The following is a 13825-nucleotide window of genomic DNA, read 5'->3' as shown; positions in this document are numbered from 1 at the left end:
CGCCACCACCGTACGGATTCAGCTCGCGATGTCGATCGCGTAGATGTCGACCTTCTGGTAGAGGTCCATCGTCACGTCGGTGACGCGCTCGGAGTAGCCGAAGACGTTCTGGCCGAACCGCAGCGGCAGCACCGGCATGTCCCGGATCAGCAGGGCCTCGGCCTGGCGCCACAGCGCGATGGACTGGGCGTCGTTCTTCGCCGCCGAGCCCTGCCGCACCAGCGTGTCGAACGCCTTGTTCCTGTAGCCGTAGTAGTTCGACGACCCGTCGCTGGTGTAGAGCGGCCCGAGGTAGCTCTCCATCAGCGGATAGTCCATCGTCCAGCCGAGCCGGATCAGGCCGACGTCCTCGCCCGCGCGCACCTTGTCGAGGATGTTCTTGAGCTTCGGGTACGGCGAGCCCGTGCAGTTGATGCCGAGCGAGGCCTTGATCTGGTTGCACATCGCGTCGACCCACGCCTTGTGGCCGCCGTCGATGTTGTACGCGATCTTGATGTCCCGGGGGCCGTTCGCCGCGGTGTACATCTGCCGGGCCTTGGCCGGGTTGTACTCGCACGCGGCGCCGCAGCTGTCGATCTTGGCGCCGGCCACGACCGGCGAGATGAACGACTTGGCCGCCGTCTCGGAGCCGAGGAAGACCTGGTCGGTCATCTCCTCGCGGTTGATCGCCATCGACAGCGCGCGCCGCACGTTCACGTTCTTGTACTTGTCGAGGTACATCGGGAAGCCGACGAACGAGAACGAGGAGCTGGGGGTCTTGCCGAGCCGGGCGCCGAGGTCGCCGGAGGCCGAGCTGAGGTTCTCGATCGGGATCTTGGTCTCGACGTCGAGGTTGCCGGCCATCAGGTCGGCGTACTGGGCGCTGAGCTCCTGGTAGATCTTCCAGGTGATGCCCGCGACCTTGGGGACCGTGCCCTTGAAGTCGGCGACCTTCTCCACGACGATCTTGTCGTCGTGCTGCCAGGTGCCCTTGATCTTGAAGGGGCCGTTGCCGATCGGCGCCTGCTCGAAGTTCTTGTTGAGCACCCCGTCGCTGGAGAAGGCGGCCTTGGGCAGCGGGTAGAAGGCGTCGTAGCCCATCACCGACTCCCAGCCCACGAAGCCCTCGGACAGCGTCACCGTGAACGTCAGGTCGTTGAGCTTCTTGAGCCCGCGCATCTTCTTGGCCGTCGGCGCGGGCGCCTCGGCGGGACCGTCCTCGTCGGGGTCCAGCGGGTTCAGGTCGGTGAAGCCGTCGATCCGCTTGTAGAAGTACGACGCGAGCTGCGCGTTGGGGGCGTAGGCGCCGTAGTTCCACGCGTTGATGTAGTTGTCCGCCGTGACCGGCTCGCCGTTGCTGAAGGTGAAGCCGGGCTTGAGCCGGATGGTCCACACCCGGTTGCCCTTGTCGTGCTCGATCGACTGGGCGGCGACGTCGTACGGCTTGCCGGTCGTGTCGAACCGCACGAGCGGGTAGAACAGCGAGGCCAGCACCTGGGAGCCGGCCGACTCGATCGAGTTCGACGGGAGCAGGCTCGACGGTTCGCCGATGCCGATGCTGATGCTGTCCGGCAGGACCTCGGTGTCCTCCGAGGAACTGCCGCTGCAGCCCGCAGCCAACAATGCGATGGCGGCCACCACGGCCGCCATCGGGCTTTTCGCAGGCATGAGGGGGTGCCTCCTTCAGGGGCTCTCACGGGGGTGTGTGAGACGCAGCAACTGTGACACAGAGCCAACGACTGCCATAGCCCCGTTTCCGCCCCGATATTAGTCAGAGGCCGCGTGAGAAGTTTTCACACGGCCTCTGGCGAGCCCCTGACCTGCCGATATGTCGATCAGTGTGCGGCCGGTGACCGACCGCAGCGGCCCAGTTCGGACCGTTCAGACGAGCCTCCGGTCGGCCGCCCATCGTGACAATTCGTAACGGTTGCTCATTTGCAGCTTGCGCAGGACGTTCGAGACATGTGTCTCGACTGTCTTGATCGAGATGAACAGCTCCTTGGCGATCTCTTTGTACGCATAACCGCGCGCGAGCAGCCGCAGCACCTCGCGCTCGCGGTTGGTGAGCTGGTCGAGCTCGGGGTCGGCGACCGGCACGTCGGGCCGGGAGGCGAACGCGTCGAGCACGAAGCCGGCCAGCCGCGGGCTGAACACCGCGTCGCCGTCGGCCACCCGGCGGATCGCGGCGGCGAGCTCGTCGGGCGAGATCGTCTTGGTCACGTAGCCGCGCGCGCCGGCCCGGATCAGCCCGATCACGTCCTCGGCGGCGTCGGAGACCGAGAGGGCCAGGAAGCGTACGTGGGGGTGGCTGCGGCGCATCGCGTCGAGCACCGCGCGGCCGCCGCCGTCGGGCATGTGCACGTCGAGCAGCACCACGTCGGGCTCGATCGCGGCGATCCGGCTGACCGCCTCGGCCACCGAGCTGGCCTCGCCCACCACGTCGACGTGCGCGCCGAGCTCGGCGCGCACCCCGGCCCGGAACATCGCGTGGTCGTCGACCAGAAAGACGGTGAGCCGCCGGCCGGTCGCGTCGCCGGACTCCTGAAGCTCGGTCATCGTGCTGTCTCCTTCCCGGCCGCCACGCTCTCCCGCGACGCCGGAAGGGTCAGCCTGACCTCCGTGCCGTCGCCGGGGGCGCTGCGGATCTCCGCCTTGCCGCCGTGGCGCTGCATGCGCCCGATGATGGAGCCTCGCACGCCGTGCCGCGACTCCTGCACGCCGGACAGCTCGAAACCGGCCCCCCGGTCGCGCACGAAGACGCTCAGCTCGTCGTCCTCGACCTCCGCGTAGAGCGACACGGTCTGCACGCCGGCGTGGCGGGCCGCGTTGACCAGTGCCTCCCGGGCCGCCGCGACCAGCGCCGCGACCCGCTCGTCGCACTCGGTGTCGCCGACGACGACCGTCTCGACGCTGATCGCGTACGTGTCCTCGACCTCGGCGGCCGCCTGCTCGAGCGCGGCGGCGAACCGCTCGGTCGGCGAGGCGGCCGGCTTGTAGAGCCAGTTGCGCAGGCTGCGCTCCTGTCCCCGGGCGAGCCGCTGCACCTCTTTGATGTCGGCCGAGTTGCGCTGGATCAGCGCGAGCGTGTGCAGCACCTGGTCGTGGATCATGGCGGCCAGCTCGGCGCGCTCCTGCTCGCGGATGCGGCCCTCGCGCTCGGCGCGCAGCTGGTTGAACATGCGCCACAGCAGCGGCGCGGCCACCACGCCGACGCCCACCAGGCCGACCAGCGCGAAGATCACGCCGTTGAGCACCGCGGTGAGGCTGCCGGCCGGGGCGTAGACCGCCACCACGCCGATGATGCCGGTGGCGACCAGCACGCCGCCGCCGATGAAGCGGAACAGGAAGAAGCGGCGGTCGCTCTCGGCCACCACGGCGGCCAGCCACGGCTGTTGCGGCACGAGGCCGCCCAGGTGGCGGCGGGTGGGGTCGGACTGGTGCCAGATGATGCCGGCGCCGACCGCGACCACCGCGATCAGCCAGCCGACCGTGCCGGCGACGCTGTCGTCGAAGACCAGCGCCTGCAGCAGCACGACGCCCAGGCCGATCGCCCCGAACGGCAGCAGCATGGCCAGGTCGCGGCGCTGCGGCTGCTCACTGGTGACGACCTGCTGCGGGAGCACGGCCCAGAACGCGGCGTAGAGCAGCAGGCCGAGGCCGTTGAAGCCGAGCAGCACCACCAGCGCGACGCGCACGACGAGCACGGGGATGCCCAGGTGCTGCGCCAGCCCGGAGGCGACGCCCGCGATGATGCGGTGGTCGCGCGGCCGGTACAGGCGGCGCGTCGGCGGGACGGCGGCGGCGGTGATGGCTCCTCCTCGGCTCGTGTCCTCCGATCGTCACACGTTCGGGCGGTCGAGGCCACGGGGAACTCCCCCAGGTATCGGGCTCCAGGATCTCAGGGTGGCCTCAGGGTCGGCGCCCGAGGCGACGGGGGTGCCCGGGGAGCGAGGATCGGTGTCATGAACGACGAAGCTGCCGCAGCGCGGGGTCCGTCCGGCCCGTCCGGTCCGCAGGACGTGCCCGCGTCCGCCGCCGGCCCCACCACCCCGTCGGCGACTTCGGCGCCGGCCACCGAGCCCGGCCCTGCCACGGAGCCCGGCGCCACCACCGAGCCCGGCCCCACCACCGAGCCGGGCCTCACCACCGAGCCCGGCGCCACCACCGAGCCCGGCCCCACCACTCAGCCCGGTCCCGCGACCGAGCCGCCGCCGTGGTTCGCGCCGGCCGGCGGAGGTCCCGGCGCGGGGCCGAGCTTCTCCCGCGAGAAGCTCGTGCGTCCCCGTGAGGGCCGCTATCTGGGCGGCGTCTGCGGGGCGCTGGCCCGCGCGACGAACACCGACCCGGTGCTGTGGCGGGTGCTGCTGGCCGTGCTCGGCGTGATCAGCGGGGTCGGCGTGCTGCTCTACCTGATCGGGTGGCTGGTGATCCCGGCCGAGGGCGAGCCGGCCTCGCCGATCGAGTCGCTGCTCGGCAAGGGGCGTTCCGGCATGGCGCCCGCCTCGGTGGTGCTGCTCGGCGGGGCCGCCGTGCTGTCGTTCGCCTTCATCGTGCGCGACGGCATGCGGGCGAGCCTGCTGGCCTGCGCGGTCATCGTCGGTGCCGTGCTGATCATCAAGCGTGGCGGCAACCAGCAGGCGGGCGGCGCCGCGTTTCCGGGCCCGGCACAGCCCGCCCCGGGGCCGTTCGCGCCGGGCGCCGACGACAGGACGGCGGAGTTCGCCGCGGCCCCGCCCGCACCGCCCACCCAGCCGATGACCACCCAGCCGATGACCACCCAGCCGGTCACGGACCCGGTTGCGGCCCCGCCTCCGCCTCCGCCTCCTCCGCCCTACACGCCGCCGGCCACGGGCTACCGGCCGCCGTTCGCACCGCACGGCCCCTACGCCCGCCCCACCCCGGTGACCTATCCCCCGGCTCCGCCGGCCCCGGCCGCGGCCAAGCCGGTCAAGCCGCCCAAGCCGCCGCGCGAGCGCTCCAAGCTCGGCCGCCTCACGTTCTTCGCGGTGGTCGTGGTGGTCGGCGTGATGGCCGCGATCGACATGGCCGGGGCGAGCATCGCGATCTCCGCCTACTTCGCGGCCGCGCTGATCACGGTCGGGCTCGGCCTGATCGTCGGCGCCTGGCTCGGCCGGGCCCGCGGGCTGATCGCCCTGGGCCTGCTGATCTCGATCGGCCTGCTGGTCTCCACCGGCGCCGAGCGCTGGGCCGGCGAGGTGGGCAACAGCGTCTACCGGCCCGCGACGCTCGCCCAGGTCGCCGACCGCTACGACTTCACGGCCGGCAACGCCACGCTCGACCTGCGCCAGGTGACCTTCACCGGCGAGCAGTCGATCGCGGTGACCATGAAGCTCGGCCAGATCCGGGTGCTGCTGCCCGAGACGGTCGACACCACCGCCACCCTGCGCGTCGAGAACGGCCGGGCCGTGGTCTTCGACAAGCAGTTCGACGACCGCGAGGTGAACGGGCAGACCGTGACCGACCTCGGGCTGGACGGCGCCGGTGGTGGCACGCTCAAACTCGACCTGCAGCTCGACACCGGCAACGTGGAGGTGCTCCGATGAAGCCGCATCGCACGGACGGCGTCTCGCTCAGCTTCGGCGTCCTGTTCCTGCTGATCGTGGCGTGGTGGGCGGTGTCCCGCGTGGTCACCATCCACCTGCCCGCGGTGGGCTGGCTGGTCGCCGGCGGACTCATCCTCTTCGGGGTGATCGGCCTGCTCGGCGCCCTGCGGTCGGCCCGGTCGCAGCCCACGCCGGCGCCGGCCCCCGCCGCCGAGCAGCCGGCCGAGCCGGAACTGCCCGGCGACCTGTCCCCCGAGGTGCACGCGTCGATCGTCCGGGAGCTCCTGGACGACAGCGTCGGCCGGATCACCAAGGAACATCCGGACCTGACGGCCGAGCGGCCGCGTGACTGAGACGAGCGGCGCAATATGCTCGTGCGCATGACTCCGTTCCCCGCCGTGTCCCGAGCGCCGATCGTGGGAGTCGGCGCCACGGCCGCCCGAGCCCTGACCGCCGAGTTCGCCCGCCACAACGCGGCCACGTCCGCGATCGTGGTCGGCGCCGACCATGCCTCCCTCGTGGTGGCGAACGCGGTGGAGGCCCTGCTGCCCGACGACCGCCTCACGCTGGTGGCCGGCGAGCGCAGCACCGCCGACCTGCTGCGCGACCACATCGACGGGCTGGGCAGCTGGATCGCCGACCGGGTGCACGTGGTCGAGTCGCTCGACGAGGCGCAGCCCGCCGACGTGGTGATCGTCGGGGAGCCGCTGACCGGCTCCGCGTCCGACGTGCGCGACCTGCTCGACCGGCTGGGCAAGCACCTCACCGACGGCGGCGTCGTCACGCTGGCGGTCCCGGCCACGCCGGGCCGCACCGGCGGCGCCGCGGCCGAGCTGTTCCGGCAGGGCGCGCTGTTCGGCGTCGGCTCCGACCTGGTGGTCCGCAACCAGCCGCCGCTGCGGGTGCACCGGCTGCGCTTCACGGCGGCCGACACCCGGGTGGCGGCCACGCTGGCCCCGGCCTACCGCCCGTCCAGCGTCCCGGTCACCCGCGGCATGCACATCGACTCCAACGGCGTCGCCGCGGCGGGCATCGCGCTCGGCCTGGCCGCCGTGGCCCGCACCGCCCGGCCGAAGTCGAAGCTCTGGCTGCTGCCCGCGCTCGCGGCGGCGCCGGTCGCGGCGTTCTTCCGCGACCCCGAGCGTGACGTGCCCGACGACCCGTCGGCGGTGGTGGCCGCGGCCGACGGGCGGGTGCTGTCGATCGAGCGGATGACCGACGAGCGCTTCGGGCCGGGCGAGTTCCTGCGCGTCGCCGTGTTCCTGTCGGTGCTCGACGTGCACGTCAACCGCGTGCCGGTGGCCGGGCGGGTCACCGACTACTTCGTCGAGGACGGCGGCTACGCGAACGCGATGACCGCGGCGGCCGAGCACAACGTGGCGGCCTACACGGTGCTCGACACCGACCACGGCACGGTGGCGGTGGCCCAGCGCACCGGCCTGATCGCCCGGCGCATCGTGCAGCGCGTGCCCGTGGGCACGCTGGTGGCGCGCGGCGAGCGCATGGGGCTGATCCGGTTCGGCTCGCGCACCGACGTCTACCTGCCCGCTGACCGCGCCGAGGCCGCCGTGAGCGTCAACGAAAAGGTCATCGGCGGCTCCTCGGTCATCGCCCGCTGGCTGAACTGACCCGCCCGCGCCCCAGCACAAGAAGGCCGCCCCGAGGGGCGGCCTTCTTGCCGTTTCGACCGGAACCAGGGTCGGATTTCGCCCGCCGTTGACGGGGGCGCCGAAAACGGCTAGCGAAGCGAGGTCGTTTTCGGTGCCCCCGTCAACGGCCTCAAAGGGCGAAATCCCGGAGCCGCGGAGCGGCGACCATCGTTACAGAGGCCAGAGTTACTGCTTGGTGCGGACCCACATCACGGGGCCGCTGATCAAGTAGGCCGCGACCATCATGACGAACGTCAGGCGGGCGTCGACCAGGGCGCCGATCACCGGGGCCAGCCAGAACCACGGCGGCAGCTTCACGACGCGGGCCAGCTTGGCGTACGGGAAGCTCGAGACCATGGCGAACGCGAGCAGCGCCACGCCGCCGAGCACCGCGAGGCCGGGCAACGGCAGGTCGATCAGCACGGTCACCGCCAGCACCGCGGCGGCCAGCGTGGTGGGCACGCCGGAGAAGAACTTGCCGTCCTTGGGCGAGACGTTGAAGCGGGCCAGCCGGATCGCGGCGCAGGCGGCGACCAGCATGCAGGCCACCGCGGCGGCCGGGGTGGGCACCTCGTGGGCCAGCGACGCGTAGACCACCACGGGCGCGGCCAGGCCGAACGAGCACATGTCGGCCAGCGAGTCCATCTGGGCGCCGAACGGGCTCGAGACGCCCAGCTTGCGGGCGAGCGCGCCGTCGAGGCCGTCGAAGGCGACACAGGCGACCAGGAAGGCGGCGGCGAGGCGGACCTCGTCGTTCATCGCCAGGAAGATCGCGGACAGGCCGAGGGCCAGGCTGGCCAGCGTGCACGCGTTGACGATGGCGAAGCGGACGCGGCGGGCCGCGGTGTGCTCCCCCGGAAGAAGCGAGACGTCCTCGGCGGCCTGCTCGGCGGGCGCCGGCGTCGCGAGGTGCGGCGCGACCGGGCCGATCGTGCCGACCTGGCGGCCGTAGTCGGAGCCGGTGTAGATGACTTCCGCCCGGGTGGCGGTGGCGGCGCGACCGGAGTTCCGGCGGCCGACCCGCACCATCAGGGCCTGCCGCGCGATGGTTCCGCTGCGGCGCAACCGGCCTGCCCAACGACGACCGGCGGGACGGGGGCTATCCGTCGTACGCCGCCGGCGCCACGGGGTTCTCGGCACGTGCTTCCTCCATGGGGATCGGTTGGTCCACCGTTTGCTCGGTGGATAGGTGCCCGTTATCCCGCCGCCCATGCGGGGCGGGAAAATTGCGGGTTACACCATCGCACAGCTGATCGACCTTGGCGAGAAGCCGAATCAAGCCCGCGTCGGCGGTGGCTAGCTCCAGTAGCGGCCGGGACAGGTCACTTGCCTCACCTCTCCCCGCCTAGATTTTAACTCGCCGTTTCCGTTGCGATCCGGGCTACTGCGCGGGCGGCCGGTTCGGTCAGGTCCAGACCGCGGGCCTCGGCCAGGGTGAACCAGCGCGCCTCGGCGGTCGATCCGCCGGCCTCCTCGGTCACCCGGGGCTCGGTCGGGGCGTCGACCCGTACCCGGAAGAGGACCCGGATGACGTGCCAGTCGATCGGCACGCCCTCCGGTCCGAGAGCTGCGGGATCGTGCCGGTGCGACATGCCCAGCAGGCCGGTCACCCGGCCGTGTTGCGACGTCTCCTCGACCAGCTCGCGGGCGAGCGCGGCCTCGGGCGTCTCGCCGTGGTCGGTGCCGCCGCCGGGCAGGTGCCAGCGGCCGGCGCCCGGATAGCCGTCGGCGATCCGGGTGAGAAGAATGCGACCGTTCGGGTCGGTTGCTGCGCCGTACGCACCGAAGCGTTGTACCCGTGCGGGACGGGCCGACTCCTCCTCGCCGTCCGGTTTGTCGGACTCGGCGGCAGGTTGGCCCAGCAGGGCCGCGGTGAACGGCATCAGCGGCAGCTCACCGAAGTGGGCCGGCGCCACCCATTCGACCAGCTCGGTGGTGCCCGACGCCTCGGGCCGCAGCGTCCCGCCGGTCACGGACACGTCGTAGACGACGCGGTCGGTGTGCTCGAGCTCGCCGCCGGGCAGCCGGAAGACGTCCGCGGTCACGGTGTGCAGCGCGTCGACGCGTACGGAAAGGCCCGTCTCCTCCTCGAACTCCCGCACCACCGTGTGGTCCGGGTGCTCGCCCTGCTCGACCCCGCCACCGGGCAGGGTCCACAGGCCGGGGAACGAGCTGAGCGCCGAGTTCCGGGCGAGCAGCACCCGCCCGGCCTCGTCGCGGCAGATCCCGTACGCCCCGACGCGTCTGATCTTCACCGATCTAGATTAGCCGCGCCTTGCGCAGGGCCTCGGCGGTCACCTCGGTCAGCTCGTCCTCGGGCAGGTCGGCGACCTCCTTGACCGGCATCCAGCGGGCCTCGGAGGTGGAGCCGCCGACGTCGGAGACGGCGACCTCGGTGGGCGCGTCGACGACCACCCGGTAGAAGGCCCGGACGCCGTGCCAGTCGATCGGGTAGCCCTCGGGGCCTAGCGACGCGGCGTCGCGGTGGCTGGCCACGCCCAGCAGCTCGACGAGCCGGCCCTCCTGGCCCGTCTCCTCCACGAGCTCGCGGATGAGCGCGGTGCCGGGCTGCTCGCCGTAGTCGGTGCCGCCGCCGGGCAGGTGCCACCGGCCCTCGCCCGGATAGCCCGGGGCGATGCGGGTGAGCAGCAGGTGCTTGTCGTGCGGGTCGGTGGCGATGGCGTACGCCGCGAAGCGCTGCGCGCGGTGCAGTCCGTCGGGCCCCGGGTAGGCGTAGAAGGACGGGAACGTGGGCGCCGGCTCGGGGCGCAGGTCGGCGGAGGCGCTGCCGAGCCCGAGCGCGTCCGCGGTGAACTGCCGGAGCTTCAGCCGCCCGGCCTCCTCGAGCGTGTGCCAGCGGGCCTGGTCGGTGTTGTGGCCGACCCGGTCCACGAGCGTGCCGCCCCGGATGGAGACCGAGTAGATGAGGCGGTCGGTGTGGATCGTGACGCCACGGTGCGGCAGCGATCGCATGTCGGCCAGCACATCTCGCAGGCCGACGACCGCGACGGACAGGCCCGTCTCGGCGGCCGTCTCACGGACGACGGTGTGGTTGGGGTCTTCGCCGTGATCCACGGCGCCGCCCGGCAGCGACCAGACGCCGGGGGTGCCGGAACGGCTGGAGGCGCGCACGAGCAGCACGCGGCCGTCGTCATCGGTGGCGACGGCGTAGGCGGCGATCCGGCGGAGCGGTTCGAGTGCGGGGGTCACGGGCGGCATTCTGCCCGGAATATGTGAACTCCAGAAAACGTCTGTCGGATTCCTGACAGTGGGTTTGCGCTGCGTAATTGCTGATCAGGCCCCTACTCAGCACAATGAGCCCTAGATCCGCTACTTTGCGTAATGGTCTAAATCAGGGTCCGTATCCGGGGGCTCACGGAGGTCGCGGGGGCCTCGGCGAGGCGACCATGGGGTCATGACACAGCTCCCCCACGGCGGCACCGAGGCGCCGTACAAGCAGTTGCGCCGGCCGCTCGACGACCGCCTCGCCGCGGGCGTCTGCAGCGGTGTCGGCCGTTACTTCGACATCGACCCGGTGCTCGTGCGGGTGGCGTTCGCGCTGCTCGCCGTCGTCACCTGGGGCACGGCCCTGCTCGCCTACCCGATCATGTGGTTCCTGATGCCCGAGGAACCCGCCGCGCCCGCCTGGCACGACCCGGGCGACCCCACGTGGGGCCGCCCCACGGCCTAGCGGGTCGTCACTCCCACTCGATGGTGCCCGGCGGCTTGCTCGTCACGTCGAGCACCACACGGTTGACCTCGCGCACCTCGTTGGTGATGCGCGTGGAGATCTTGGAGATGACGTCGTAGGGCAGCCGCGACCAGTCGGCGGTCATCGCGTCCTCGCTGGAGACCGGCCGCAGCACGACCGGGTGACCGTACGTCCGCCCGTCGCCCTGGACGCCGACGCTGCGCACGTCGGCCAGCAGCACCACGGGGAACTGCCACACGTCACGGTCGAGGCCGGCCGCCGTCAGCTCCTCGCGGGCGATCAGGTCGGCGGCGCGCAGGATCTCGAGCCGGTCCCGGTCGACCGCGCCGATGATGCGGATCGCCAGGCCGGGGCCGGGGAACGGGTGGCGGTGCACCATCTCGTCGGGCAGGCCCAGCTCGGCGCCGAGCGCCCGCACCTCGTCCTTGAACAGCGTGCGCAGCGGCTCGATCAGCGCGAACTGAAGGTCGTCGGGCAGGCCGCCGACGTTGTGGTGCGACTTGATGTTGGCCGTGCCGGTGCCGCCGCCCGACTCGACCACGTCGGGGTAGAGCGTGCCCTGCACCAGGAACTCGATGTGCCGCTCGGCGTCGAGCTCGCGCGCGGCGCCCTCGAACGCGCGGATGAACTCGCGGCCGATGATCTTGCGCTTCTGCTCGGGGTCGGTGACGCCGGCCAGGTGGCCCAGGAACACGTCGGCCGCGTCGACCACCTTGAGCCGGATGCCGGTGGCGGCGACGTAGTCCTTCTCGACCTGCTCGGCCTCGCCGGCGCGCAGCAGGCCGTGGTCGACGAAGACGCAGGTCAGCTGGTCGCCGATCGCCTTGTGCACGAGCGCGGCGGCCACCGCCGAGTCGACGCCGCCGGACAGCCCGCAGATCACCTGCTTGTCGCCGACCTGCTCGCGGATCGCGGCGACCTGCTCGTCGATGATGTTGCTCGGCGTCCAGACGGGCTCGATGCCGGCGATGTCGTAGAGGAACCGCTTGAGCATCTCCTGACCCTGGTCGGTGTGCGCCACCTCGGGGTGGAACTGCACACCGGCCCGCTTGGCCGTGAGGTCCTCGAACGCGGCGACCGGCGCGCCCGGGGTCGAGGCGGTGACGGCGAAGCCCTGCGGGGCGACCGCGACGCTGTCGCCGTGGCTCATCCACACCGGCAGGTCGTCGGGCAGCTCGCGCAGCAGCGTGCCGCCCTGGGCGGTCAGCAGCGTGCGCCCGTACTCCCGGGAGCCGGTGTGCGCGACCGTGCCGCCCAGCGCCTGGGCCATGGCCTGGAAGCCGTAGCAGATGCCGAAGACCGGCACGTCGTTGTCGAAGAGCTCGGGGTTGAGCACCGGGGCGCCGGGCTCGTAGACGCTGGACGGGCCGCCGGACAGGATGATCGCGGCGGGGTCCTTGGCGAGCATCTCGGCGACGGGCATCGAGTGCGGAACGATCTCGGAATAGACCCGCGCCTCACGCACGCGGCGGGCGATCAGCTGGGCGTACTGGGCGCCGAAGTCGACGACGAGAACCGGGCGGGGAGTACTCACCGCACGAGTTTACCGTCGGCCACCTTCGCGTTCCCGGCCCGGTCAACCGCCCGGACGACCACCTTGCGAGCGCGCGGAACGGTGAAACGGCCCGTGGCGGCGGCGTGGCGCGCGGTCACCCTGCCGTTCACGACGAGCTCGAGCCGGGCGATGCCGGACGGGTCGGCGGCGCGCGCGGTGAGGGTGCGGCCGGTCCTCGTGAGCCGCAGCGCCGGAGCGGTGTTGTCGGCACGCACGGTGCGGCGCACCACGGTGAGGTTGCCGCGGCGGTCGTACGCGCGCAGCTCCAGGACGACCGGGCCGGTACGCGGGGCGGACTGCCAGCCGAGGGCGTACGGCGCTGAGGTGTCCGTGGCGACCAACCGGCCCCCGGCGTACAGCTGCACCCGGGAGACGCCGTGCTGGTCGGACGCCGCAGCCGTGATCGTCACGCGGCCGCGCACCAGCGGGCGGACCGGGCCGAGGGAGACGGAGGGCCGGGTGACGTCACCGTCGTAGGGCAGCGCCCGCAGCGCCGTGAGCGCGTCGACGCGGCCCCGGGAGGCGAGCAGGGCCGTACGGACCTGGGCCGCCGACGGCGCCGGGTCGGTCGAGGCGAGCAGCCCCGCCACCCCGGCCACGAACGGCGTCGCCGACGAGGTGCCGCAGTACGGCCCGACCACGCCGGACGGGCCCTGGGCCTGGTTGCAGCCGGGCGCGGTCACGTCGACCCAGGCGCCGAAGTTCGACCACTCGTAGCGGGTCCCGGCCGGGGTCACGCCGCCCACCGCGACGACCGACGGGATCGCGGCCGGATAGTGCGGCGTGGAGACCCCGCGGTTGCCGGCCGCCGCGACGACCAGGGCGCCCCTGGACTCGGCGTACGCGACGGCATCGCGCAGCAGCGGGCTGTCGTCCGACCCGCCCAGCGACAGGCTGATCACGGCGGCGCCCCGGTCGGCGGCGTAGCGGATGCCGAGCGCGATGCCGGTGTAGCCGCCGGCGCCCTTCGCGTCGAGCACCTTGACCGGCAGGATCCGGCACGACCAGCACACCCCGTCGACGCCCTTGCCGTTGCGGCCGGCCGCGGCGATCACGGTCGCGGCCATCGTGCCGTGCCCGTTGTCGTCGGCCGGGTCGTCGTCGTGGTTGACGAAGTCGTGGCCCGGGAGCAGGCGGCCGGCCAGGTCGGGCAGCGGGCTGACGCCGGAGTCCAGCACGGCGACGATCGTCCGCGCGGAGCCGCGGGTCGCCGACCAGGCCTGGTCGACCCGGGTCTGGGCGAGCCCCCACTGATCGGCGGCGGCTGCCCGGGCCGGCGCCCCCGGCACCAGGGCGGCGCCCACGATCAGACCGGCGAGCAGCTTGCGCATCCGCGAACCTCACAACGGGAAAGGGGCCGGCCACA

13 protein-coding genes are annotated in these 13825 nt (G+C 72.4%); 4 read left to right on the top strand and 9 right to left on the bottom strand.

Features of this window, described 5'->3' with window-relative positions; genetic code table 11:
- Positions 1-18 precede the first annotated feature (18 nt).
- The 4 genes from ACSNN8_RS17365 to ACSNN8_RS17350 form a co-directional block, all read right to left on the bottom strand.
- Positions 19-1647 (bottom strand): peptide ABC transporter substrate-binding protein, encoded by a 1629-nt coding sequence (locus ACSNN8_RS17365; RefSeq protein WP_436650231.1) that lies wholly within the window; start codon positions 1645-1647, stop codon positions 19-21.
- A 213-nt stretch (positions 1648-1860) separates the two neighbouring features.
- Entirely contained in the window at positions 1861-2535 is a 675-nt protein-coding gene (locus tag ACSNN8_RS17360; RefSeq protein ID WP_436650230.1) for a response regulator, read from the bottom strand.
- A complete protein-coding gene (locus tag ACSNN8_RS17355; RefSeq protein WP_436650746.1) occupies positions 2532-3788 on the bottom strand; it encodes a PspC domain-containing protein in 1257 nt (418 codons plus the stop codon). Before ACSNN8_RS17355 ends, ACSNN8_RS17360 begins: the two co-directional genes overlap by 4 nt.
- A gap of 89 nt (positions 3789-3877) precedes the next feature.
- A complete protein-coding gene (locus ACSNN8_RS17350; RefSeq protein WP_436650745.1) occupies positions 3878-4123 on the bottom strand; it encodes a hypothetical protein in 246 nt (81 codons plus the stop codon).
- A 130-nt stretch (positions 4124-4253) separates the two neighbouring features.
- Between ACSNN8_RS17350 and ACSNN8_RS17345 the strand changes: the two genes are divergently transcribed.
- Genes ACSNN8_RS17345 through ACSNN8_RS17335 form a run of 3 tightly spaced genes read left to right on the top strand, consistent with a single transcriptional unit; the run spans position 4254 to position 7171 of the window.
- Positions 4254-5543, top strand: coding sequence for a PspC domain-containing protein (locus ACSNN8_RS17345; RefSeq protein ID WP_436650229.1), 1290 nt, complete (start codon positions 4254-4256; stop codon positions 5541-5543).
- Complete coding sequence (locus ACSNN8_RS17340) at positions 5540-5896, top strand: hypothetical protein (RefSeq protein WP_436650228.1); 357 nt, start codon at positions 5540-5542, stop codon at positions 5894-5896. The genes ACSNN8_RS17345 and ACSNN8_RS17340 overlap by 4 nt, the downstream gene beginning before the upstream one ends.
- A 27-nt stretch (positions 5897-5923) precedes the next feature.
- Positions 5924-7171: a phosphatidylserine decarboxylase gene (locus ACSNN8_RS17335; protein WP_436650227.1), complete on the top strand. Its 1248-nt coding sequence runs from the start codon at positions 5924-5926 to the stop codon at positions 7169-7171.
- 207 nt (positions 7172-7378) lie between these two features.
- Here the strand turns inward: ACSNN8_RS17335 and ACSNN8_RS17330 are convergent, their stop codons facing one another.
- From ACSNN8_RS17330 to ACSNN8_RS17320, 3 genes are all read right to left on the bottom strand, one after another.
- Positions 7379-8257 (bottom strand): CDP-alcohol phosphatidyltransferase family protein, encoded by an 879-nt coding sequence (locus ACSNN8_RS17330; RefSeq protein WP_436650226.1) that lies wholly within the window; start codon positions 8255-8257, stop codon positions 7379-7381.
- 287 nt (positions 8258-8544) lie between these two features.
- A complete protein-coding gene (locus ACSNN8_RS17325; protein WP_436650225.1) occupies positions 8545-9447 on the bottom strand; it encodes an NUDIX hydrolase in 903 nt (300 codons plus the stop codon).
- A gap of 4 nt (positions 9448-9451) precedes the next feature.
- A complete protein-coding gene (locus ACSNN8_RS17320) occupies positions 9452-10402 on the bottom strand; it encodes an NUDIX domain-containing protein (protein WP_436650224.1) in 951 nt (316 codons plus the stop codon).
- Positions 10403-10607: 205 nt separating this feature from the next.
- On the opposite strand from ACSNN8_RS17320, the gene ACSNN8_RS17315 reads away from it, so the two are divergent.
- Positions 10608-10883: a PspC domain-containing protein gene (locus ACSNN8_RS17315; protein WP_436650223.1), complete on the top strand. Its 276-nt coding sequence runs from the start codon at positions 10608-10610 to the stop codon at positions 10881-10883.
- A 7-nt stretch (positions 10884-10890) separates the two neighbouring features.
- Here ACSNN8_RS17315 and guaA read toward each other — a convergent pair whose 3' ends face one another.
- A complete protein-coding gene (guaA, locus tag ACSNN8_RS17310) occupies positions 10891-12438 on the bottom strand; it encodes a glutamine-hydrolyzing GMP synthase (RefSeq protein WP_436650222.1) in 1548 nt (515 codons plus the stop codon).
- A complete protein-coding gene (locus tag ACSNN8_RS17305; RefSeq protein WP_436650221.1) occupies positions 12435-13790 on the bottom strand; it encodes a S8 family serine peptidase in 1356 nt (451 codons plus the stop codon). Before ACSNN8_RS17305 ends, guaA begins: the two co-directional genes overlap by 4 nt.
- Between the last annotated feature and the right edge of the window lie 35 nt (positions 13791-13825).

This window comes from Actinoplanes sp. URMC 104 (assembly GCF_051386375.1).
Taxonomy (GTDB): Bacteria; Actinomycetota; Actinomycetes; order Mycobacteriales; family Micromonosporaceae; genus Actinoplanes.
The sequence above is the reverse complement of the archived record's forward strand: the minus strand, read 5'-3'. Positions and strand labels throughout refer to the sequence as shown.

What these genes read in the sequence shown, in the direction of transcription:
- ACSNN8_RS17365 (WP_436650231.1), bottom strand. Translation starts at nt 1,647, where the DNA reads ATGCCTGCGAAAAGCCCGATGGCGGCCGTGGTGGCCGCCATCGCATTG.
- ACSNN8_RS17360 (WP_436650230.1), bottom strand. Translation starts at nt 2,535, where the DNA reads ATGACCGAGCTTCAGGAGTCCGGCGACGCGACCGGCCGGCGGCTCACC.
- ACSNN8_RS17340 (WP_436650228.1), top strand. Translation starts at nt 5,540, where the DNA reads ATGAAGCCGCATCGCACGGACGGCGTCTCGCTCAGCTTCGGCGTCCTG.
- ACSNN8_RS17335 (WP_436650227.1), top strand. Translation starts at nt 5,924, where the DNA reads ATGACTCCGTTCCCCGCCGTGTCCCGAGCGCCGATCGTGGGAGTCGGC.
- ACSNN8_RS17315 (WP_436650223.1), top strand. Translation starts at nt 10,608, where the DNA reads ATGACACAGCTCCCCCACGGCGGCACCGAGGCGCCGTACAAGCAGTTG.
- ACSNN8_RS17305 (WP_436650221.1), bottom strand. Translation starts at nt 13,790, where the DNA reads ATGCGCAAGCTGCTCGCCGGTCTGATCGTGGGCGCCGCCCTGGTGCCG.